Genomic DNA, 22,612 nt, shown 5'->3' on the forward strand with positions numbered 1-22,612 from the left:
TGCAGGTGGCCAGCGACCTGGAGGTGGTGCAGAAGTCAGGCAGCTGGTTCTCCTACGGCGAGCTGCGCCTGGGCCAGGGCAAGGAGAAGGCCGTGGAGCTGCTCACCACCAGACCCGACCTCGTCGAAGAGATAAGGCGGGCGGTGATGGACGCGATCTCGTCGGGCAAGCCGGGCGCGAAGCCGGCCTGGTCGACCGCCTCCGACGACGACGCCTTCGCGGGAGAGCCGTCGTGAGCGCCCTCGTCGGCGTACTGCTCCTGATCGCGGGGCTCGTCGTCGGGGCCGGCGTCGCCTGGACGCTGCGCCGCCGCCAGGAGGTCGACGCCAGGGCCGAGGCCGAGCGCCTCTACCGCGAGCGCGTCGCCGAGGCGGAGCGCGAGGCCAAGCGCACGGTCGAGCAGGCGAAGGGCGCCGCCCAGGCCGAGCTGGAGCAGGCCCGCAGGCGCTGGCAGGAGGACGAGCAGCGCCAGCGCCAGCGGCTGGCCGAGGACCTCGAGCGCGAGCGCGAGAGCGTGAGGGCCGAGCTGCAGCGCGTCCGCCAGGAGGGCGAGCGCGAGCGGGCCCAGCTCCGCGACATGCGCGAGGAGCTCAGGCGCGAGCGCGAGAAGCTCGACCAGCAGGAGGACCGCCTCAACCGCCGCGGCGAGCAGCAGGACGCCCGCGCCCTCAGGCTCGACGAGGTCGAGGAGCGGCTGAACCAGCGCTCCGCCGAGCTGCAGTCGCGCGAGGAGGAGCTCGAGGCCAGGGAGGCGCAGCTCACGGCCCAGCTCCACGAGATAGCCCAGCTCACGCGCGAGCAGGCGTCGGCGTTGGTGCTCGAGCGCGTCGAGCGCGAGCTGGAGCGCGAGAAGGCCGTGCGGGTCAGGGCGGCGCTCGACAAGGCCGACGCCGAGGCGAAGCGCCGCGCCACCGACATCCTGGCCCAGGCGATCCAGCGCAGCGCCTCCGAGGTCTCGGCGGCGATCAGCGTCTCCGTCGTGCCCATCCCCAACGACGCCATGAAGGGCCGCATCATCGGCCGCGAGGGACGCAACATCAGGGCCTTCGAGGCGCTCACGGGCGTCGACCTCATCATCGACGACACGCCGGAGGCTGTCCTGCTCTCGAGCTTCAACCCCATCAGGCGCGAGGTCGCCAAGATGGCGCTCTCAGAGCTCGTCACCGACGGGCGCATCCACCCGGCGCGCATCGAGGAGGTCGTGCAGAAGGCCCAGCAGGACATGCAGAACTACATCAGGGAGCGCGGCGACGAGGCCGCGCTCGAGGCGAACGTCGTCGGCCTCAAGGCCGGCCTCGTGCAGCTCCTCGGCCGCATGCAGTTCCGCACCAGCTACGGGCAGAACATCCTCAAGCACTCGGTGCAGGTAGCGCACCTCTCCGGCATCATCGCGGCCGAGCTCGGCCTCGACGAGGCCATGGCGCGCCGCGCCGGCCTGCTGCACGACATCGGCAAGTCGATCGACAGGGAGATCGAGGGCACGCACACCGAGATCGGCGCGAACCTCGGCCGCCGCTTCGGCGAGCCCCCCGAGGTCATCGACGCGATCCTCAACCACCACGACCTCGACCGCGCCGAGACCCTCTACCCGGTGATCGTGAACGCCGCCGACGCGATCTCGGCCGCCAGGCCGGGCGCGCGGCGCGAGTCTCTCGAGAGCTACATCAAGCGCCTCGAGGGGCTCGAGAACATCGCCACGAGCTTCCCCGGCGTCGAGAACGCCTTCGCCATACAGGCGGGACGCGAGATCCGCATCATCGTGCAGCCCGACAAGGTCGACGACGCCTCGGCCGTGCTGCTGGCGCGCGACATCGCCAACCGCATCGAGCAGGACATGGAGTACCCCGGCCAGGTCCAGGTGACCGTGGTGCGCGAGTCGCGGGCGGTAGAGTACGCCCGGTGAGGATAGGGGACGACCTCAAGCTCTTCCGCGGCACCTCGACACCGGAGCTGGCCTCGAGCGTGGCGCGGCACCTCGGCGTGCCGCTCGCGAACGGCACCGTCTCGCAGTTCCCCGACGGCGAGACCAGGATCATGATCGAGGAGTCGGTGCGCGGGGCCGACTGCTACATCGTCCAGTCGACGTGCGCGCCGGTCAACCACAACCTCATGGAGCTGCTGGTGCTGATCGACGCGCTCAGGCGCGCGTCGGCCTGGCGGATCAACGCCGTGGTGCCCTACTTCGGCTACGCCCGCCAGGACAAGAAGGTCCAGGCGCGCGAGCCCATCACCGCGAAGCTGGTGGCGAACCTGCTCGAGAAGGCCGGCGCCGACCGCGTGATCGCGATCGACCTGCACGCCGGCCAGATCCAGGGCTTCTTCGACGTGCCGCTCGACCACCTCACGGCGCTGCCGATCCTCGGCGACCACCTCAAGAAGACCGACCTCGGCGACTCGATCGTCGTGTCGCCCGACATCGGTCGGGCGACCGAGGCGCGGCGGCTCGCCAACTACCTCAACCTGCCCCTGGCGATGCTCTACAAGCGCCGCACCAGCCCCACCGACACCGAGGTCATCCACGTGATCGGCGACGTCGAGGGGAAGCGGCCCATCATCATCGACGACATGATCAGCACCGCCGGCACCATGCGCCAGGGCATCGAGGCGCTGCTGCGGCTGGGCGCGCAGCCCGACATCAGGGTCGCCGCCACGCACCCGGTGTTCACGCCGCCGGCCGCGGAGCGCCTCTCGCACCCCGCCGTCACGGGCATCTACGTCACCGACACCGTGCCGCTGAGGCAGCCGGTGCCCAACACGACGGTCCTCTCCGTCGCCCCGCTGCTGGCGAAGGCGATACGCAACGTCCACCAGCACGCGTCGGTGAGCTCGCTGTTCACGACCTGAGCGGGGCGTCCTTGGCCCGTCCGGGTGCGCGCCTCCCGGCGCGTCCGCCGGCAGCCCTCACCTCCACGCCTCCCGCACGCGCCTGATGCGGGCCACCACCAGCGGCAGGCGGTAGTCGCCGCTCGTCAGGCTGGCGCGCGCCGACTCCCACAGCTCGAGGTCGTCGCCCACGGCGGTCGCGAGCTGGATCAGCAGGTCGGGGTCGCCGGAGCGCATGACGGCGCGCCGCAGGCACTCCTCGATGTGGAGCCTCAGCTCCACGACCGCCGGCGCCTCCGACCCCGGCAGCAGCGGCCCGGCGTAGTGCTGCACGGCCTGGTGCACCTTGCCGCCGGCGAGCAGGCCGAGCACGAGCCTGAAGTCGCACTCGCACGGCACGGTGATGCGGTAAGGGGACGGCGAGATGGGCACGAGCTGCCGCAGGCGCGACACCGTCGACTTCACGGTGCCCTCCCCCACCTCGTCGCCGAACACCAGGCGCCTCAGCTCCCCGGTCGTCACGCCCTCCTCGCGCTCGCACAGCACGGCCATGACCTCGCACTGGCGCAGCGTGAGGTCGAGCTCCCGCGCCCGGTACTCGAGCCGCGGCGCGCCGAGGAGCCTCACCTTCAGCGCCTGGCCGCCGCCGTGGGCCATGGCGTGGAGGTCGGCGTAGACGGGGTCGCAGGCCATGAGGAGCCGCCAGCCGGGCTCGGCCAGCTCGCGCGTGCCCTCGGCGGCCTCGGCGAGCGCCCGCGACGCCTCGTCCAGCCTGCCGTCCCGCAGGCGGCAGCGCGCCAGCCACAGCAGGGCCTGCGTCTCGAGGAGCTGGAGGTTCGTCTGCTCGAGCTGCCGCGCGGCCGTCTCCAACAGCTCGCAGGCGCGCTCGGCGTCGAAGTAGGCCAGCGCCATGCCCATGCCCAGCGCGCCGATCGCGGACTGCGCCCGCGAGGCGCCGCGGGAGAGCGAGTAGGCGTACTCGGCCGACTCGCGGGCGGCCAGGAGGTCGCCCCTGGCGATGTGGGCCTTGGTGACGTCGAGGGAGGCCGAGGCCACCTGGGTCAGGGGCGAGCGGCGCTTGAGCGTCGTGAGGAGCGCCAGGGCCTCGTCGAGGCGCCCGTCGAGGACGTGCATGTCGGCGACCGTGGAGACGACGGCCTCGTAGGTGGGCATGCCGACCTTCGCCGGGTCGACGGGCACGGTCCTGAGCACCTCCCGCGCGGCGTCGAGCTCGCCGAGGAGGATCTGCCCGAACGCCAGCGCGGCGGCGGCCAGCTCGCGCCTGTGCTCCTCCCTGACGCCGCGCCGCGCGTACTCGTCGAGCGCCCAACGCGCCCAGTCGCGGCCGCTGCGGTACCGCCCCAGCCCGAGCTCGTGGTTGGCGACGTCGACGGCGCACGCCACGACGAGGTGGCCGGCGTCGGCGTTCTCGGCCAGCGCCAGCGCGCGCCTGAACAGCAGGATCGGCGAGCGCCTGTCGCCCTCCAGCGCCAGCGCGAACGCCCGCGCCCTGATGGTCGTCGCGGACTCGTGCGCCTCGAGCGCGCGCTGGGTCTCGGCGGCCATCTCCGCCCCCGGCTGCGTGACGGCGACGGCCGCCCGCAGCTCCGGCGCCGCCGACTCCCGGAGCACGGCGGAGACCAGCGGCATGACCTCGGCCTGGCGGTTCACGGCCGTGGCGGTGACGAACAGCCAGTAGGCGACGTTGGGGTGGGACTGGACGGCGCTCGGCAGGCCGGAGAGTGCCTGCCACAGCGCCTCGAACTCGCCGGCGTCGAAGGCGCGGTTGCCTACCTGGTCGACGACCTCGGGGACGAGCCCGACGTCGGTCTCGAGGCACGCGGCGAGGGCCTCCCGCCAGCGACCGCTCCTCAGGCAGCCGCCGACGCGCTCCCTGGCCTCCTCGAGGGCCGTGGCGGGCGCGTCGAGCGCCGCCGGAGGTACCTCGTCCCTCCGGCGGCCGTGCCCAGTCGCACGCACAGCTCCGCCCACGCTCGCCCCCTACGCCCGAATGCGTTGAGGGGGCAAGCATAGCGCCTCCCCGGCGAGGCGCCGTGACGAGCTGGGCAGGAGCCCAAGGCGGCCCGTCGCCGCGCGGCGAGCGCGGGCCGGCGTAGCCCCGAGGCGGGACACGGCGGCGGGAGCGGCACGAGTAGGTGTACGTGGCGGGTGGGTCCGCGAGGGTCGGGCAGGGCGCGCGAGCCGGTCGCTGGCGGCACGGGGGTCAAGCGAGGGGCGCTGCGCCGGCTCGCGCGGCGACGGGCCGGGGCCTGCCGCGGCCGCTGCGTGGCGTGATACACGCGCCGAGTAAGAATCCTGTAAGGCTCCGCCGGTAGCCTGGTCGTCGAGGACCGAGGTAACCCTCCCATTACCTCTTCCCATCCTCTTCCGAGAAGACCCCGCGCCTCCCACGCGGGGTCACCCCTTATGGGGCGCCCGAGGGCCTCCGGCGGGACCCGCACCGCGACGACCGCGAGCCGCGCGGCTCGCCAGGCCGACGGTCACCGGCGAGCCGGGGCGCCCTCGGGCCGCCGGGCCCTACCCGAAGCGGCCGGAGACGTAGCGCTCGGTCAGCTCGTGCTTGGGGTTCGTGAAGATCAGGTCGGTGGGGCCCTCCTCCACGAGCCTGCCGAGGTGCATGAAGGCGGTGCGGTCGCTGACGCGGCCCGCCTGCTGCATGTTGTGCGTGACGATCAGCACCGTGTAGTCGCGCTTGAGGTCGTGGATCAGGCGCTCGATCTTGTCTGTCGCGATGGGGTCGAGGGCGCTCGTCGGCTCGTCCATGAGGATCACGCTCGGGTCGGAGGCGAGGGCCCTGGCGATGCACAAGCGCTGCTGCTGCCCCCCGGAGAGCCCCAGGCCGGACTGCCTGAGCTTGTCGGCGACCTCGTCCCACAGCGCCGCGCTCCGCAGCGCGCGCTCGACGAGGGCGTCCATGTCGCCGCGGAACCCCATGAGCCGCGGACCGAACGCGACGTTCTCGTAGATCGACTTCGGGAACGGGTTCGGCTTCTGGAACACCATGCCGATGCGCCGGCGGACCTCGACGGGGTCGACGTCCGGCCCGTAGAGCTCGACGCCGTCGTACCTGACGCTGCCCTCGACCCTGACCCCCTCGACGAGGTCGTTCATGCGGTTGATCGACCTCAGCAGCGTGCTCTTGCCGCTGCCCGACGCCCCTATGAGGGCCGTGACCTGGTGGCGCGGGACCGTGAGGGAGACGTGGTGGATGGCCTGGAAGGCGCCGTACCATAGGCTGAGGTCGGTGATGACGAGCGCCGACTCCTCGGGCGGTACCGGCGCGCTGCGGACGGTCTCGGCGGGGATGCTGGCGGTCTCGGTCAACCTCTCACCTCTCGCCCCTCACCAGCGGCTCTCGAACCGGCGTCTGAGGTACGACGCCAGCGAGTAGAGCACGACGAGGACGAGGAGCAGCACCACGATGGCCGCCGAGGCGACGTGGAGGAACTCGGCGTCGTTCTCGGAGACCCAGGTGTAGACCTGGATGGGGATCGCGGTGAAGAGCGCGAGTGGTCCGTCGGGCGGACGCGGCACGAACGCCGCCGCGCCGATCACGATCAGCGGCGCCGTCTCGCCGATCGCCCTGGCGACGGCCAGTATCACGCCCGTCACGATGCCGCCCACGGCGTTGGGCAGGACGACGCGGGCGACGACCTGCGAGCGCGTGGCCCCCAGGCCGTAGGCGGCCTGGCGCAGGCTGTCGGGCACGGCGCGGATCGCCTCGCGCGCCGCCACCACGACGACCGGCACGACCAGCAGGGTCAGCGTGAGCGCGCCGGCCAGCACGACGGGGCCGAGGCGGAGCAGCCTGACGAACACGCTCAGCCCGAGGATGCCGTAGACGACGCTGGGCACGCCGGCCAGGTTCGCGAGGTTCAGCTCGACGAGGCGGGCGAAGCGGGTGTGCGGCGCGTACTCCTCGAGGTAGACGGCCGTGCCCACGCCGAGCGGCACCGACATGACGATGACGAGGGCGACGAGCAGCAGGCTCCCGGCGAGGGCGGGCAGCAGGCCCGCCACCGACGGCGAGCGCGAGGCGTTCCTCGCGAGGAACGACGCGTCGAGCCAGGCGTTGAGCACGACGACCTGCCCCGGCTCGGCCCGCTCCAGCAGCTCGCGTCGCCGCCGCAGGCCCTCGAACAGCGGCAGGTCGGCGACGCGCTCGTCGCGGCTCGAGGTCACGATCCACCTCAGCGGCCTGCCGTCGACCCACGGCATCAGTTCGACGCGGTTGCGCGCGCCGAAGACGCGTCGCGCCTCGCGGTCGCTCAGGAGCGCCGCGACCTCGTCCTCCGTCAGGCCCTGGGCGCGCAGCTCGAGCCGCACGACGTTGTCCCAGGTGCGGAAGAACGCGAAGCCCTCGAGGAAGGAGAAGCTCTGACCAGAGTTCCGCGGCTCGATCACCTGCCACGAGAAGCTGTCCGTCACCACGTCGAACAGCAGCGTCGCGAGCAGCGCCAGCGCGAGCAGCACGGGCACCGCGACGGCCGTGCCGAAGGCGCGCGCGCCGGCGCGCCGGCGGCGCGCCTGCACGCCCCCCAGGTCGAGCATGTCGGGGCGCTCGGGGCGGTCCGACGGCTGCGGCCCCGCCCGCCGTCCCCTGCGCCGCGGACGTACGGGCCCCTCGGGGCGCCCCGCGAGGTCCGCCCGCTCGGCCGAGGACGCCTCGTCCGGCGCCGGGCGCCGGGGCTCCCGCCCGCCGTCGCCCCTCACTCGTAGCGCTCCCGGTAGCGGCCCACCACGAGCTGCGAGGCGAGGTTGAGGAGCAGCGTGATCACGAACAGCGTGGCGGCCACCGCGTAGAGGGAGCGCGACGCCAACGACCCGGCGGGCTGGTCACCGGTGGCCGCCTGGACGATGAACGCGGTCATCGTCGCGATCGTCTCGCGCGGGTCGAGCGTGAACAGCGGCCGCTGGCCGGCCGCCAGCGTGACGATCATCGTCTCCCCCACCGCCCGCGCCATCGCCAGGACCACCGAGGCGACGATCCCGGAGAGGGCCGCGGGCAGCACGACGCGGGATATCAGCTGCACCTTCGTCGCCCCCAGCCCGTAGGCGGCCTGGCGCAGCGACGACGGCACCGCCTGCATCGCGTCGGTGGAGATGCTCGACACCGTGGGGAGGACCATGAAGCCCATGACGAGGCCCGCGGAGAGCGGGTTGAACAGGTTCAGTCCGGGCACCACGCGCTGCAGCAGCGGCGTGACGTAGAGCAGCGCGAAGTAGCCGAACACGACCGTGGGCACGCCGGCGAGGAGCTCGAGCAGCGCCGTCACGCGCCGCCGCCGGCCGGGCGGCGCGAACTCGGAGAGGTAGACGGCGCTCGCCAGGCCCAGGGGCACGCCCACCGCGAGCGCGATGGCCGTGACGAGGAACGTGCCGGTCAGCAGGGGGAGGATGCCGAAGCTGCGGTCGGCGAAGAGGGGCGTCCAGCGCGTGGAGGTGAAGAACTCGCGGAGCGTGACGGCCGGGTCGGCGAAGAACGCGGTGGTCTCGCCCAGCAGCACGGCGACGACGCCGAAGGTCGTCAGCACCGACACGCCGGCGCAGAGCAGCAGCAGGCCGCGCACCAGCCGCTCGCGCGCCCTCGCCCGCCGACCGAGCCGCAGCGGGGCCGCGCCCGTCCTCGTCACGCCTCGCCCCTCCCGGCCCGCCCGCCGCGCGGGGAGCCCACGCCGCGGTCAGTCGCCCCGCACGGCCTCGAGCACGGAGTCGCCGGGCTCGAAGTCGGCGAACGCCGAGCCGGTGACGCGGTCCTCGAAGCGCTGCAGGGTGGCGGCGTAGACGTCATCGCCGTAGGTAGCGTAACCGGAGTCGGCGATGAGCTCGCGGTTGCGCTCGTCCAGGTAGAACCGCACGAAGGCCTGCACCTCTGGTCTCTCGGCCGACCTGGCGCTGACGTAGACGAACAGCGGCCGGGACAGCGGCGTGTAGGTGTTCGCCTCTATGCTCTCGGCGCTCGGCGCCACGCAGCCGTCGCCGCCGTCGACCTCGAGCGCCCTCACGCGCGAGGCGTTCTCGACGTAGTAGGCGAAGCCGAGGTAGCCGAGCGCGTAGCGGTCCCCCTCGACGCCGGTGACCAGCACGTTGTCGTCCTCGCTGGGGAAGAAGTCGGTGCGCACGGCGCCGGCCTCGCCGTTCACGGCCTCGGTGAAGTAGTCGAAGGTCCCGGAGTCCGTGCCGGGGCCGTAGAGGACGATCTCCTCGTCGGGCCACCCGGGCCGCACGTCGCTCCACAGACGCACCCGCGAGCCCGGCTCCCAGATCGCCCGCAGCTCCGCGACGGTGAGGCACCTGGCGAAGTCGTTGGCCGCGTTGACGACGACCGTGATCGCGTCGGCGGCGACGGGCAGCTCGATGACCGCGATGCCGTGCGCCGCGCAGGCCTCGAGCTCCTCCTCCTTCACCGCGCGCGAGGCGTCGGCGACGTCGATCTCGCCGGCGCAGAGCTTGGAGAGACCGCCGCCGGTGCCGGAGAACGCCACCGCGATGCCGACGTCCGGGTTCTCGATCGAGAACTCCTCGGCCATCGCCAGCGAGATCGGGTAGACGGTCGACGACCCGTCGACGCGGAGGGACTGGGCCGCGGCGAGGCCGAGCAGCGCGATCGCGAGGGGGAGCGCGGCGTGAGCGCTTCTCAAGCGGACCTCCGAGGGTGACGGCGAGGCCGTGGCGTCACGGCCTCGTCGGGGTGCGGGCCGGGGACGCGCCGGGTAAGGGCGCGGGCGGGCCCGGGGTATCCTCGCCCAAGTCGTGGACGCTAGCAAGGGCCCCTGCCTCGTCACCGGCATCGCGGAGCTCTACACGCCTCACGAGCGCGTAGAGGACGCGGCGTTCGTCGTCGACGGCGGGCGCTTCGGCTGGGTGGGCCGGTCCGCCGAGGCGCCGCCCGAGGCGCACGCGCTGCCGCGGGTCGACCTGGGCGGGCGCGGCGTGCTGCCCGGCCTCGTCGACAGCCACACGCACCTCGTGTGGGACGGCAGCCGCGTCGCCGAGTACGCGCTGCGGTCGCAGGGCGCCTCGTACGAGGCGCTGCTCGCTTCCGGCGGCGGCATCCACGCGACCGTCAGGGCCACCAGGTCCGCCGGCGACGAGCGGCTCCACGGGCTGGCGCGGCGGCGCGCGGCGGCGTTCCTCCGCGGCGGCGTCACGACCCTCGAGGTCAAGTCGGGCTACGGGCTGACCACGGAGGAGGAGCTGCGACAGCTCGCCGTCGCGCGGCGGCTCGGCGACGAGGGGCCACAGCGCTTGACGACCACGCTGCTGGCGCACGTGCCCGACCCCGAGGTCGACCGCGCCTACCACGTCGACAGGCTCGTGGCCGAGACGGTGCCGGAGGCCGCCGCGCGCGGCCTCGCCGACGCCGTCGACGTCTTCGTCGACAGGGGCGCCTTCACGCTCGACGAGGCGCGCAGGGTGCTGGAGGCCGGCCTCGCGGCGGGCCTCCAGGTCAAGGCGCACGCCGAGCAGCTCACGCGCACGGGCGCGGCCCGGCTCGTCGCCGAGCTGGGCGGCGTCTCGGCCGACCACCTGGAGCGCGCCACCGACGAGGACTTCGCGGCGCTGGCGGCGGCGGGCGTGGTGGCCACGGTGCTGCCGGGCGCGGCCGCCGTGCTGGGCGCCGGCCTGCCGGCGCCGGAGCGCTTCCGCGCCGCCGGCGTGAAGGTCGCCGTCGCCAGCGACCACAACCCCGGCTCGAGCCCGCTCTTCGGCCTGCTGCCGGCCCTGCAGCTCGCCGTGGCCGTCTACGGCTTCACCGTCGACGAGACGCTGGTGGGCGCGACCGCGCACGCCGCCGACGCGCTGCGCCTGCCCGACGTGGGGCGCATCCGGCCCGGCGCGCACGCCGACTTCGTCGTGGCCGACGGACCGGAGGCGCTGCTGCCCCTCTACGGCTGGGGCGAGCCTCTCGTGCACGAGGTCGTGATCGGCGGCGTCACCGCCTGGCGCCGCGGGGGCTGAGGCGGCCGGCCTCCGCTCGGCGACGGTAGGGCGGTCCCGCGGACGCGCGCGGGACCGCGCCACGCTGACTACAGCTCGCCGTACGTGAACACGCCGCCCTTGACCGTCGCGACCACAGCGAGGCCGTCGAGGCTGACGAGCGGGTCGTGCGACAGCACGACCATGTCGGCGTCGTAGCCCACGGCGAGGCGTCCCGACCGGCTCTCCCAGCCGATCGCGTAGGCGGCGCCGGCCGTGTACGCCAGCAGCGCCTCGTCGGGCGAGACGGCCTCGGCCGGGTTCAGCCTCTCGCCGCCCAGGCCGAGGCGGCGGCAGGCGGCGCGCAGGCCGGTGGGCACGTCGGGCGAGGCCACGGGGGTGTCCGAGCCGAACGCCAGCCTCGCTCCGGACCTCGCCAGGGAGCGCAGCGGGTAGGCGCGCTCGACGCGGTCCGCCAGCAGCGTCCCGATGGCCCCGGCGTCGAAGGTCAGGTGGATCGGCTGCACCGAGGCGACCACGCCGAGGCGCCGGAAGCGCGGCAGGTCGCTCGGGTGGACGTGCTGGGCGTGCTCGAGGCGCGGGCGCAGGCCCGCCGCCTCCAGCTCCGCGGCGGACGCCTCGAAGGCGTCGAGTACCGCGCGCACGGCGGCGTCGCCGATCGCGTGCACGACGGGCGCGAGCCCGGCGCGAACCGCCAGCGGCACCCTCTCGGCGAGGACCTCGGGCCCGTCGACGGCCATGCCCACGTCGGCGGTGCCGGCGTAGGGCTCGAGCATCCACGCGGTCTTGCTCCCGAGGGCGCCGTCGGCGAAGAACTTCGCGCCGCCCACCTGGAAGTTGCGCCCACCCTGGCCCGTGGCGAGGCCGACCTCGGCCGCGGCCTCGAGCTGCTCCTGCGGCACGCAGGCCCACACCCTGAGCGGGTAGGCGTCGTCGCTGGCGGCGAGCGCCAGCTCCCGGAAGTACCCGGCGGGCTCGGCGGCCATGTGGTGCACGGTCGTGACGCCGCGCGCGGCCAGCGACTCGCCCGCGGCGGCCAGCGCCCGCCGCAGCTCGTCGCGTCCCGGCGCCGGGACCGCGTCGGCCACGAGGCGCCTGGCGGCCTCGAGGAGCAGGCCCGTCGGCCGGCCCCCCTCGTCCCTCACGACCACGCCGTCGGCCGGGTCCGGCGTGCCCTCCCCCACGCCGGCGCGCGCCAGCAGGGCGGCGCTGGCCCAGGCCGAGTGGTGGTCCTGGCTCGCCACGAGGGCCGGCCGGCCGCCCACCGCCTCCTCGAGCGCGTCGGCCTCGCCCCTGCCGATCGTGCGCAGGCCCCAGGTGTTCAGCGCCATGCCGGTCGCGCGCAGCAGCTCACCCGCGCCGAGGTCCGCCGCGTGGCGCCTCAGCAGGTCGAGGGCGTCGTCGAACGTGCGCGCGGGGGCGAGGTCGAGGCGCGAGAGCTCGAGGCCGTGCTGGGTGAGGTGGACGTGGGAGTCGTGGAAACCGGGCATGAGGCAGGCTCCGCCCAGCTCGAAGACCTCCGTCTCCGGCCCGGCCAGCTCGTGCAGCTCGCTCGGCGAGCCGAGCGCGAGGACGCGTCCGCCGCGCACGGCCACGCCCCCCTCGCGCGGGCGAGAGGGGTCCATCGTCAGCACCGAGCCGAGGAAGATCGCGTCGGCGTGGGCCGTCACGCTCACGCCCCCGTGAACGACGGCGCGCGCTTGGCGCGGAACGCCGCCACGCCCTCCCGGGCGTCGCGGCTGGAGGCGGCGCGCGCCTGCGCGGCGGCCTCGAGGGCCAGCTGCTCCTCGAGGTCGTTGGCCAGCGTGGCGCGGAGCTGCCGCTTCACCAGCGCGTAGCTCAGCGTCGGGCCGGCGGCGAGGCCCTTCACCAGCTCCCAGACGGCCTCGGCGAAGCCCTCCGCCGGCAGGACCCGCTCGACGAGGCCGATCGCCTTGGCCTCCTCGGCGCCCAGGCGGGCGTTGCCGAGCGCCAGGTCCATCGTCCGCCCCACGCCGATCAGCCGCGGGAGGTGGTAGCTGCAGCCGGCGTCCATGACCAGCCCGATCGCCGTGAAGCCGAGGGCGAAGAGCGCCGCGCTGGAGGCCACGCGCAGGTCGCAGGCGGCGGCGAGGCTGAGCCCCGCCCCCGCGGCCACGCCGTTCACGCCCGCCACGACGGGCTTGTCGAGGTCGACGATCGCGCGCACGACCGGGTGGTATGCGAGCTCGAGGAGCGCGCCGATGTCCTCGTCGACGGGGGTCGCGGCGAGGTCGGCGCCGGCGCAGAACCCGCGGCCCTCGCCGGTGAGGAGGACCGCGCGCACCGCGGGGTCCGCCGCCTCGCCGGTGAGCGCGGCGGAGAGCTCCTCCAGCGTGCGGGGCGTGAGGGCGTTGAGCACCTCGGGGCGGTCGATGACGATGCGGAGCGCGGGCCCCTCGCGCTCCAGGCGCAGGTCCTCGTAGGCCATGCCGCGAGTCTACATCCGGTGCGGGACGGCTCCGGCGGCCACCCTGGCGAGGGCGGCGACGTCGTCCGGTTGGCGCGGGTCCTCGAGCGCGGCCTTGTTGCGCCTCACCTCGCCGCAGCGGCGGCAGCGGTGCACGACCACCCAGCCCTTCTTGCCGGTCAGCTCGGCGCCCACGGGCTCCATCACGCCGCCGCAGTCGTTCGCGCGGTCGCCGGGGTTCACGTCGACGTGCAGCGAGCAGAGGCAGTAGGGGCAGTGGTTGCGGTAGCCGCCGGAGACGAGGGGCAGGACGTCCGCGCCGCACTCGGCGCAGGTGAAGGGCCGGTTCGCGCCCTGGCCGACGAAGCGCTTCACTCCCCGGCAGCATACGGTGGTGGGAGTGGTGGCGAACGACCCCGTCCTACCAGCGGAGGCGGCGTGGAGCTGATCGCGCTGCGCGGCGTGACGCTGGCCCGGCCCGGGGCGCCGGACGCGCCGCCGCTGCTGGCCGGGGTCGACCTGGACCTGGCGGAGGGCGCGCGCGTCGGCCTGGTGGGGCGCAGCGGCGCGGGCAAGAGCTCGCTCCTCGCCCTGCTGTCGGGCAGGCTGCCGCCCGCGTCCGGCCGCGTGGTGAAGGCGCCGGGGGTGCGCGTCGCCCTCCTCGCGCAGGCGCCGCCGCGGTCGGAGGCCGGCACGGTCTGGGAGGTCGCCGCGGCGGGGCTCGACGAGCTCAGGTCGCTCGAGCGGGCCATGCGCGCCGCCGAGCGCGACGTGGCCGCCGGCGTGCCGGGGGCGGAGGACCGCCTGGCGGCGCTCGCCTCCGAGCACGAGCGCCTCGGGGGCTACGCCGCCGCGGCGCGCCTGCGCGAGGTGCTCCACGCGCTGGGCTTCCCCGCGGCGAGACACGGCGAGGCCGCTGCCGACCTGTCGGCGGGCGAGCGCCGGCGGCTGGCGCTGGCGGCCGCGCTGGCCGCCCCCTGCGACGTCCTGCTCCTCGACGAGCCGACGAACCACCTCGACCTGCCGGCGCGCGCCTGGCTCGAGCGGCACCTCGCCGGCCGCGGCGGCGCCCTGGTGCTCGTGAGCCACGACAGGGACCTGCTGACGGCGGCCACGAACCGCACGGCGTTCCTCGCCGGCGGACGCCTGCGTTCGTACCCCGACGGGTACGACAGGGCCGCGCGCCGCGCCGCCGCCGACGACGCGTCGTCGGAACGCAGGGCGCGCGAGCTGCGTCGGGAGGCGCGTCGCCTCGAGCGGGTCGCCGCCGAGCTCGCGCGCCACGGGCGGCGCTCGCGCGCCCGGGAGCGTCGGGCCGACGAGCTGGCGCGCTCCGCCGACGCGGCCGCCGTCGCTCGGGTTCGCGTCGACGGCCCGCGCCTCCCGGGCGCCGAGGCGAGGAGACGGCCCCGCGGGACGCTGCTCGACGCCGCGCGGCTGACGGTGCCGGGCCTGCTCGAGGGCGGCAGGGTGCGGCTGGCGGCGGGCGACAGCGTCGCCCTGATGGGCCCGAACGGCAGCGGCAAGAGCACGCTCCTCCGCCTCCTGGCCGGCGAGGCCAGGTCGGCCGACCCCGCGGCACGCGTCGAGTACGCGCCGGCCCTGCGGCTCGTCCGCGTCGGTCAGGAGGACGGGGGGCTGGCGGCGCGCGAGCCCGTGCTCGACCAGCTGGCCCGCGTGCTGGGCGCGGACGCGGCGCGCTCGCGGCTCGCCGCCGCCGGCCTGCCCCACGCGGCCTGGTCCCTGCCGCCGGAGCGCCTCTCGGGCGGCGAGAGGGCCCGCGCCGGCCTCGCGCTGGCGCTGGCGCTGTCGCCCGACGTGCTGCTCCTCGACGAGCCGGACAACGACCTCGACCTGCACGCGATCGAGGCGCTGGAGGAGGCGCTGCGAGAGCTCGTCGCCGCGGGCTGCGCCCTCGTGCTGGCCACGCACGACAGGCGGCTGGCGGCCTCCACGTGCCGCCGCGCCTGGTCCGTTGGGGGCGGCAGGCTCGCCGCCTACGCGAGCGTCAGGGCCTACCTGCGCGGCGAGGCGCCGGTGCCGCCCGAGACGTTCTTCGCCTCGGCGGGCGGCGAGGCCACGGAAGCCGCTTCTGCCGCTGGCGAGCCAGGGGAACCAGAGGCGCCGCCCGACCCGCTCGCCGAGCTGGAGTCGGAGCGCGCGGAGCTGCTCGACAGGCTGTCCGACCCCGTGGGCCTCTCGGAGCGCGACCTCGCCCGCGCCCGCGCTCGCCTCCTCGAGGTCGAGGGCGAGGTCATGCGCCTCCTCGACGCGCGACTGCCGCCCCCGGCGCCGCGCTACGCCTTCAGGGAGCGGGGGATGGCCCTGGTCGCCGACGCCGTCCCCGAGGCCGACGAGCCGCTGTGGGTGGTGGCGCCGGCGGAGGGCGGGCCCACGGCGCGCATCGCGTCGGGCGCGGCGCCCGCGCCGGACCCCGCCTCGGGTGACGAGCCCTGTGCCGCGTCCGGCGACGAGCCGCCCCGTACCGAGGGTCCGACGCCTCCCCGCCCGCGCCTCGAGGTCAGGCTACTCGGCGACGTCGCGCACCTCGCGCTCGTCGCTCCCGACGGGGCGTGCGCGCTGCCGCACGTCGCCGCCGCGCTGCTCGACGCCGGCACGCGCCTGGCGTTCACGGTCGCGGGCGCGGCGCGGGCGCAGGCCTGGGTCGAGGAGCGCGTCCCCGACACCCTGCTGGCGCGCGGCGACGGCGGCTGGCGGTTCCTCGACCTGGGCGGCTACCTCGCGGCCGAGGGCTGGACGCGGGGGCGCGGCCGCTCGTCGCGACCGCGCGGCGCGCGCGGGAGACCCGAGCGGGCGGTCGACGCCGGACCGCGGCTGTCGCCCGGCGGCGCCGGGCGGAAGCGCCGGCGACCGCGGAGGAGGTCGGGGACATGAGACCGTTCTCGCGCTGGTGGACCTGGGCCCTCGTGGGAGCGGCCCTGCAGCTCTTCCCCTGGCCGGCGCCGGTGGCGGACGCCGTCTACCTCGGCGTCACCCTGCCGGCGTGGTCGCGCGTGACGTCGCGGGTCGTGGGCGCGGTGCCGCTGTCGGTGACGGCGGGCTTGGTCCTCTTCGGCGCGGCCGCGCTGCTCGCGCTGCTGGCCTGGCCCGGCGGCGCCCGGAGGGCCGGGCGCGCGCTCGGCTGGTGCGTCGCCGTCCTGCTGCTGACGTTCCCGTTCGCGTTCGGCCTCGGCTACCGCACGACGCCGATCGCTCCCGTGGGCGAGGCGGCGCCCCCGGAGGCCTACGCCGCCGCCCGCGAGGCGGTCCTCGACCGGCTGGCGGCGTCGGCGGGTCCGGGACGAGCCGCGCTGGCCGCCGGCGCGCCGGACGCGTCGGCCCTCGCCGCCTGCGTGTCGTCCACGGCCGCGGAGCTGCGCGAACGTCCGGCGCCGGCCGTGCCCGACGCGGTGAAGCGGCTGCCGGCCGGCTCCCTGCTGGCCCTCGGCTTCTCGGGGGTCGTGTCGCCGTGGCTGCTCGAGCCCCACGCCGACGCCGGCTCCCCCCCTGCCGCCGCCACGGCGGTCGCCCTCCACGAGCTGGCCCACACGGCCGGCTTCGCCCGCGAGGCCGAGGCCGAGGCCGTGGCGCTGCTGGCGGGACTCGGCTGCGACGACCCGGCCGCCGCCTACGCGGCCGCCCTGCGCGCTGCCGCCCGCCTGGCGTCGCGCCTGCCCGCTCCCGAGCGCGCGGCCTACGTGGCCTCGTGGCCGGCCGGAGCGGCTGACGACCTGGAGGCCGCCGCGGCGGCCGCGTCGCGCTACCGCAGGGCCGCGCTGGCCGACGCGGCGGCGCGCGCCTACGACGCCTACCTCGTCGGCCAGGGCACCGCGGGCGGCATCGACGACTACGACAGGTCGATCGACGCGCTAGTCAGGCTCCTCGGCTCGCGCGGCCCGGCGTCCTCAGCCGGTGACGGCGTCGCCCGGCGCTGACACCCCCGTCGGCTCCGGCCCGAGGTTGCGCCTGATCAGGGCGGAGAGGTCGGGGTCGCGCCCCATGAAGCGCCTGAACAGCACCTCGGCGTCCTCGCTGTCCCCCGCCTCGAGGACGGCGCGGGCGAAGTCGCGGCCGGTGTCGGGGTTGAAGATCCCCTCGGCCTGGAAGCGGCTGAAGGCGTCGGCGTCGAGGACCTCGGCCCACTTGTAGGAGTAGTAGCCGGCCGCGTAGCCGCCCGCGAACACGTGCGTGAACGCCGGCATGCGACGGGCCTGCGTGAAGTCGGGACCGATGGCGAGGGGCTCCATCACGCGCTGCGCCACGGCCACGGGGTCCTCGTCCGAGGCGGGGTCGTACCTGACGTGCAGGGCCAGGTCGGCGGTGCCGAACGAGAGCTGGCGCATCTGCGCCGTTGCCTCGAGGAACGTGCGGCTGGCCTTGAGCCGCGCGAACAGCTCGTCCGGGATCGGCTCGCCGGTCTGGTGGTGCCGTGCGAAGAGGTCTAGCGCCTCCTTCTCCCAGCACCAGTTCTCCATGATCTGGCTCGGCAGCTCGATGAAGTCCCAGGCCACGGCCATGCCGCTGCGCGACCTGAGGGGCACGCGCGACATGACGTGGTGCAGCAGGTGGCCGAACTCGTGGAAGACGGTCGTGACCTCGTCGTGGGTGAGGAGCGGCTCGCCCGTCCCGTCGGGCGGCGTGAAGTTCGCGCCGATCACGCCGACGTGGGGCTCGAACCCGCCCCCGTCCGAGGGCCCGCCGGTGATCAGCGGGTTCATCCAGGCGCCGGCGCGCTTCGAGGCGCGGGGGAAGAAGTCGGCGTAGAGGGACCCGAGGTAGGTGCCGTCCTCGTGGTGCAGGTCGTAGGCGCGCACGTCCGGGTGCCAGGTGGGGGCGTCCCCGGCCTCCTCCACCCCGACGCCGAAGAGGCGTTCCACCAGCCGGAACAGCCCGTCCAGCACGGCGCTCAAGGGGAAGTAGGGCCTGAGCGCCTCGTCGTCGAAATCGAACCTGGCCGCCCGCATGCGCTCGGCGACGTAGCTGAGGTCCCACGGACGCAGCTCGGGCAGGCCGAGCTCCTCGCGTGCGAAGCGCTCGAGCTCCCGCCGCTCGACCTCGAAGTAGGGCCGCGTGCGCGCCGCCAGCTCCTCCTCGAAGGCGTAGGCCCTGGCGCCGGTCCTGACCATGCGGTCCTCGAGCACCAGGTCGGCGTAGTCGGCGTAGCCGAGGAGGTTCGCCAGCTCGCGGCGCAGGGCGAGGATCTCCCTCAGCAGCGGCCTGTTGTCGTGCTCGCCGCCGGACGCGATCGAGTAGTAGGCCCCGAAGAGCTCGCGCCGCAGCTCGCGGTCCGCGGCGTGCTTCATGAAGGGCACGTAGGAGGGCGCCTGCAGGCAGAAGCGGTAGGCGCCCTCGGCGTGGCCGTGGGCCCGAGCGTCGGCGGCGGCGCGGCGCTTCACGCCCTCGGGCAGCCCGGCCAGCCGCGACTCGTCGCGCACGACCAGCTCGTAGGCGTTCGTGGCGTCGAGGACGTTCTCGGCGAAGCGCGTGCTGAGCTGCGCCAGCTCGACCTTCACGGCCTCGGCGCGCCTGCGCTTCTCGTCGGGCAGGTCGGCGCCGGCGCGCCTGAACTCCTCGACGGTCTTGCGCAGGTCGCGCGCGCGCAGCGGGTCGAGGCGCGCGGCGTCGTCCGAGGACGCGTAGCGCTCGACCACGCCCCACAGCTCGAGGTCCGTCGTCAGCCCCTCCACGAACGCCGTGTACTCGGGCAGGACCTCGTTGAAGGCCGCGCGCGACGCGGGCGAGTTCATCGTGTCGTTGAGGTGCCTGACGAGCCCGAAGACGCGGACCGGCCACTCGACGAGGCGCGAGAGGCGTCCGATCACGGCGTCGTAGGTCGGTTCCGTGGGCCCGCGCTTGAGGTCCTCGAGCTCCGCGGCGGCCCAGGCGAGGGCGGAGCGGACCGCGGGCGCGTAGTGCGCGACCTCGATGCGGTCGAAGGGCACGCGGTGTCCGCGGCTCAGCAGCGGGTTCGAGGAGGCGTCCGCCTCCGCTTGGCGTCGTACTGTCATGGCTCTCCTAGGCGCGCCGCCTGCGGCGCGGCAACGGGCCGATCATAGCCGGCCGACCGGCCGTCGCCTGCAGCGCGACGCGCGGCGGTGCCGGCCGAGGCCCCTCAGGCGACGACGGGCACGTACTCGGCCGGGACGGGCTGGCTGAACAGGTAGCCCTGGCCCTCGTCGCAGCGCAGGCTGCGCAGCAGGGCGTTCTGCGCGCGCGTCTCCACGCCCTCGGCCGTGACGCGCAGCCTCAGGCTCTTGCCGATGCCGATGATCGCGCGGAGCAGGTCGACGTCCTCGCCCGGCGCCTGGTCGCCGAGCTTGGCGACGAAGCTACGGTCGATCTTCAGGCCGTCGAGGGGCAGCTCACGGAGGTGCTGCAGCGACGCCTGGGCCACCCCGAAGTCGTCGAGTGCCACGCGCACGCCCATCTCCCGCAACCCGCCGAGGCGCTCGACGTTCGCCTCGAGCGTCGCCAGCGCCGTCCTCTCGCTGACCTCGATCTCGAGCAGCGCCGGGTGCAGGTCGTGCCTCTGCAGCGCCGCCTTGACGGTGGCGGCCAGGTCGTGCCGCTCCAGCGCCTGCGGGCTGATGTTCACGGCCACGCGGCGCGGCACGCGCTCGTCCTGCCAGCGCTTGGCCTGGCGGCAGGCGCGCTCGAGCACCCACTCGAAGAGCGCCTGGCCGAGCTGGACCTCCTCGACGAGCGGCAGGAAGTCGGCCGGCTTGACGAGCCCGCGCTCGGGGTGGAGCCAGCGCACCAGCGCCTCGACGCTGTCGATGGAGCCCGTCGCGAGGTCGATGCGCGGCTGGTAGTGCAGGACGAGCTGGTCGGCGGCCAGAGCCTCCCTCAGCTCGGCCTCGGTCCGCACCCTGTCGGACATGAGCAGGTCGACCTCGTCGCCCGCGAACCGGTACGAGCCGCGCCGCGTCTCCTTGGCCCGCCGCAGGGCCTCCGTCGCCCTCTCGATCATCGCCGACGCCGAGCGGGCACGGCCCTCGGCCGCGTGCGGGACGCCGGGGTCGGGGTAGACGTCGACGCCCATGCTGGCGGCCAGGCGCAGGCTCAGCGAGCCGTCGAGGAAGGGCTCCTCTACCGCCGCCAAGGCCTTCCGCAGCGCCGGCAGCACGGCGAAGGGGTGCGGCAGGTCGGAGAGGAGCAGCGCGAAGCTGTCGCCGCCCCAGCGCGCCAGGGTGTCGGTCCGGCGCAGGGTGCGCTTGAGCCGGCGCGACAGCTCGAGCAGCAGGCGGTCGCCGCGGCGCCGGCTGAACGTCTGGTTGATGAAGCGGAAGTGGTCGAGGTCGAGGATCGCCAGCGCCAGGTACTGTTCGTTGCGCCGCGCCTGTAGCTGCCCCTGCTGGACCCTGTCCTCGAGGAGGTAGTGGTTCGGCAGGCCGGTCAGCGGGTCGACGTGGGCCAGGCGCCACATCTCCGACGCGCCCCGCTTGGCCCGCGTGACGTCCTGGGCCACGCCGTAGACGGCGGTGATGCCCGCCTCCTCGCTGCGCCACCGCCTCACGGCGAAGTCCTCGACCCACACGACGGCGCCGCCGCTCGTGACCAGGCGGTACTGGTCGATGCGCCGCTCCTGCCGCCTCAACGCCGCGAGGCGCTCGGCGAAGCGGGCCCTGTCCTCCTCGTGGACGAAGCGCGCGAAGCCGGAGGCGACGAGGTCGCCGACCTCGTAGCCGGTGACGATGCCGAAGCTGTCAGACGCCCACGGGACCTCGACCGTGCCGTCGTCGCGCACCAGCAGCGCGTAGTGGAAGAAGCGCCCGTCGCCCTCGAGCGTGGCGTTCAGCTCGCGCGCCACCTCCTGCGCGGCGGCGGCGTGGACCCTGTCGGTGACGTCGCTGACGAGCGTGACGACGAAGGCCACGGCTCCGGCGGCGTCCTTGATCGGGTAGAGGCGCTGCTCGGCGTAGAACAGGCCGCCGTCGGCGCGGTAGGCGCGCACGACGGCCGAGGACGCCCTGCCCCCGAGCGCGGCGGCCCTCGCCGCGGCGGCGGCGGGCTGGTCGGTGTCGTCGCGCATCAGGAAGCCGACGTCCCTGCCCAGCAGGTCGGGTGCGGCGTAGCGCGTGAGCGCCTCGAACTCGGGGCTCGCGTGGACAATCGGGTTGCCCACCTGCCGTACGTCGGAGACGACGAAGCTCTCGCCGTCGAAGAGCCTCCTGGCCGCCGCCTGCAGGTCGTCTCCCACCACCGCCATGCCCTCCAGGGCGGCGTGCTCGCTGCGGTCGTCCCCCACGGGGTGCATCTCGTCCCTCCGTCCTCTTCCTGAGGACGGAAGCTAACACGGCGCTCACGAGTCTCATATGACAAATGCCAATCCCGGCCACTTTCCGGCGCGTCCCGGACGCCACGCCATGCCGGCCGCGGCGAGAGCGCGCCAGGCGACGGCGTTCGTGCGGTACCCGCGAAGGCCGTGGTGCGCCGCCGGCCGCGCTGCGGCCGGCGGCGATGCGGCTCATGAGTTCGCCCCGCCTAAACGTGAGTAGGGAGCCGGTGGGCCGGAGGTAGGGGGGCTCGGCGTGTGACGACCTTGGCAAGCGACGCCGACGCGGTCCGCGGGCGCGACGACCTCGGCACGCGACGCCGACGCGGGCCGGGGCGCTACGGCGCCGGCCGGAGGGACCTCACGCCGGCGTGACGACGCCGAGCACGAGGGCGGCCAGGCCGCTGGACAGGCCCACCTCGGAGTCGCCGCCGCGCCGCTCGACGCGCACCTTGACGAGGCGGCCGCCCGGCTCGCGCCCGACGACCGTGAGGCGCCGCCCCGGCTCGATGCCGAGCCCGAACAGGTAGGCCAGCACGTCGCCGTCCTGGGTCAGCACGCGGTGGGCGACGAACCTCTCGCCCTCCCGCGCCTCCGAGAGCGGGGTGTCTGGCCCCTCGGGCAGGCTGCCGTCGCGGCGCGGGATCGGGTCGCCGTGCGGGTCGAACGCCGGGTCGCCGATGTGCTGGGCCAGGCGCTCGGTGAACTCGTCGGACACCACGTGCTCGAGCCGCTCGGCCTCCTCGTGCACCTCGTCCCAGCCGAAGCCCAGTTCGCCGATCATGAACGTCTCGAGCAGGCGGTGGCGGCGCAGCAGTCGCATCGCCTCGCGCCGGCCGTGCTCCGTCAGCTCGGCGCCCTTGTAGGGCCGGTAGAGCACCAGTCCCTGCGACCTGAGGCGGGCCAGCATGCCCGTGACCGAGGGCGCCGTGACGCCCAGCGCTCTGGCGATGTCGCCCGTGGCGGCGGCGCCGTCGCCGGCGAGCTGCCAGATCGCCTTGAGGTAGTCGCCGACGGCGCTCGACAGGCCGTGCTCGGCGGCGTCGGCGTGGGCGGCGGCCTGGTCCGCGCCCTTGTTAGCCATGCCTAAAACGATAGCGCCGCCGCGGGGTGCGGGCAAGCGC

At 75.0% G+C, this 22,612-nt stretch carries 17 protein-coding genes; 6 read left to right on the top strand and 11 right to left on the bottom strand.

The window, feature by feature from the left end; genetic code table 11:
• From VF202_00755 to VF202_00765, 3 genes are all read left to right on the top strand, one after another.
• A partial coding sequence (locus VF202_00755) for a hypothetical protein (protein ID HEX7038622.1) occupies positions 1–236 on the top strand: 236 nt, incomplete at its 5' end.
• Complete coding sequence (gene rny, locus VF202_00760) at positions 233–1,903, top strand: ribonuclease Y (protein ID HEX7038623.1); 1,671 nt, start codon at positions 233–235, stop codon at positions 1,901–1,903. The genes VF202_00755 and rny, both read left to right, overlap by 4 nt.
• Positions 1,900–2,844, top strand: a complete 945-nt coding sequence (locus tag VF202_00765; GenBank protein ID HEX7038624.1) for a ribose-phosphate pyrophosphokinase — start codon at positions 1,900–1,902, stop codon at positions 2,842–2,844. The genes rny and VF202_00765 overlap by 4 nt, the downstream gene beginning before the upstream one ends.
• Positions 2,845–2,901: 57 nt before the next feature.
• Here VF202_00765 and VF202_00770 read toward each other — a convergent pair whose 3' ends face one another.
• The 5 genes from VF202_00770 to VF202_00790 form a co-directional block, all read right to left on the bottom strand.
• Entirely contained in the window at positions 2,902–4,803 is a 1,902-nt protein-coding gene (locus VF202_00770) for a helix-turn-helix domain-containing protein (GenBank protein ID HEX7038625.1), read from the bottom strand.
• 558 nt (positions 4,804–5,361) lie between these two features.
• On the bottom strand, positions 5,362–6,168 hold the full coding sequence (gene pstB, locus VF202_00775; protein HEX7038626.1) for a phosphate ABC transporter ATP-binding protein PstB: 807 nt from the start codon (positions 6,166–6,168) through the stop codon (positions 5,362–5,364).
• A gap of 18 nt (positions 6,169–6,186) precedes the next feature.
• Positions 6,187–7,395: a phosphate ABC transporter permease PstA gene (pstA, locus tag VF202_00780; GenBank protein ID HEX7038627.1), complete on the bottom strand. Its 1,209-nt coding sequence runs from the start codon at positions 7,393–7,395 to the stop codon at positions 6,187–6,189.
• 158 nt (positions 7,396–7,553) lie between these two features.
• Positions 7,554–8,477, bottom strand: coding sequence for a phosphate ABC transporter permease subunit PstC (pstC, locus tag VF202_00785; protein HEX7038628.1), 924 nt, complete (start codon positions 8,475–8,477; stop codon positions 7,554–7,556).
• A 48-nt stretch (positions 8,478–8,525) separates the two neighbouring features.
• Positions 8,526–9,485 (bottom strand): PstS family phosphate ABC transporter substrate-binding protein, encoded by a 960-nt coding sequence (locus VF202_00790; protein ID HEX7038629.1) that lies wholly within the window; start codon positions 9,483–9,485, stop codon positions 8,526–8,528.
• 112 nt (positions 9,486–9,597) lie between these two features.
• On the opposite strand from VF202_00790, the gene hutI reads away from it, so the two are divergent.
• The gene (gene hutI, locus VF202_00795; GenBank protein HEX7038630.1) at positions 9,598–10,806 is read left to right on the top strand and encodes an imidazolonepropionase; all 1,209 of its coding nucleotides are present in this window, start codon (positions 9,598–9,600) and stop codon (positions 10,804–10,806) included.
• 68 nt (positions 10,807–10,874) lie between these two features.
• Here hutI and VF202_00800 read toward each other — a convergent pair whose 3' ends face one another.
• Genes VF202_00800 through VF202_00810 form a run of 3 tightly spaced genes read right to left on the bottom strand, consistent with a single transcriptional unit; the run spans position 10,875 to position 13,588 of the window.
• Positions 10,875–12,461 (bottom strand): amidohydrolase, encoded by a 1,587-nt coding sequence (locus VF202_00800; protein HEX7038631.1) that lies wholly within the window; start codon positions 12,459–12,461, stop codon positions 10,875–10,877.
• Entirely contained in the window at positions 12,458–13,234 is a 777-nt protein-coding gene (locus tag VF202_00805) for an enoyl-CoA hydratase-related protein (protein ID HEX7038632.1), read from the bottom strand. The genes VF202_00800 and VF202_00805 overlap by 4 nt, the downstream gene beginning before the upstream one ends.
• 9 nt (positions 13,235–13,243) lie before the next feature.
• Positions 13,244–13,588 (bottom strand): RNHCP domain-containing protein, encoded by a 345-nt coding sequence (locus tag VF202_00810; GenBank protein ID HEX7038633.1) that lies wholly within the window; start codon positions 13,586–13,588, stop codon positions 13,244–13,246.
• A 63-nt stretch (positions 13,589–13,651) separates the two neighbouring features.
• On the opposite strand from VF202_00810, the gene VF202_00815 reads away from it, so the two are divergent.
• On the top strand, positions 13,652–16,108 hold the full coding sequence (locus tag VF202_00815; protein ID HEX7038634.1) for an ATP-binding cassette domain-containing protein: 2,457 nt from the start codon (positions 13,652–13,654) through the stop codon (positions 16,106–16,108).
• Entirely contained in the window at positions 16,105–17,148 is a 1,044-nt protein-coding gene (locus VF202_00820; protein ID HEX7038635.1) for a DUF3810 family protein, read from the top strand. The genes VF202_00815 and VF202_00820 overlap by 4 nt, the downstream gene beginning before the upstream one ends.
• Here the strand turns inward: VF202_00820 and VF202_00825 are convergent.
• The 3 genes from VF202_00825 to VF202_00835 form a co-directional block, all read right to left on the bottom strand.
• Positions 17,119–19,221, bottom strand: a complete 2,103-nt coding sequence (locus VF202_00825) for a M3 family metallopeptidase (protein ID HEX7038636.1) — start codon at positions 19,219–19,221, stop codon at positions 17,119–17,121. The two genes, VF202_00820 and VF202_00825, sit on opposite strands and share 30 nt — an antisense overlap.
• A gap of 104 nt (positions 19,222–19,325) precedes the next feature.
• On the bottom strand, positions 19,326–21,470 hold the full coding sequence (locus VF202_00830; protein ID HEX7038637.1) for an EAL domain-containing protein: 2,145 nt from the start codon (positions 21,468–21,470) through the stop codon (positions 19,326–19,328).
• 379 nt (positions 21,471–21,849) lie between these two features.
• A complete protein-coding gene (locus VF202_00835) occupies positions 21,850–22,572 on the bottom strand; it encodes a metal-dependent transcriptional regulator (GenBank protein ID HEX7038638.1) in 723 nt (240 codons plus the stop codon).
• Between the last annotated feature and the right edge of the window lie 40 nt (positions 22,573–22,612).

Source organism: Trueperaceae bacterium, assembly GCA_036381035.1.
Taxonomy (GTDB): domain Bacteria; phylum Deinococcota; class Deinococci; order Deinococcales; family Trueperaceae; genus DASRWD01.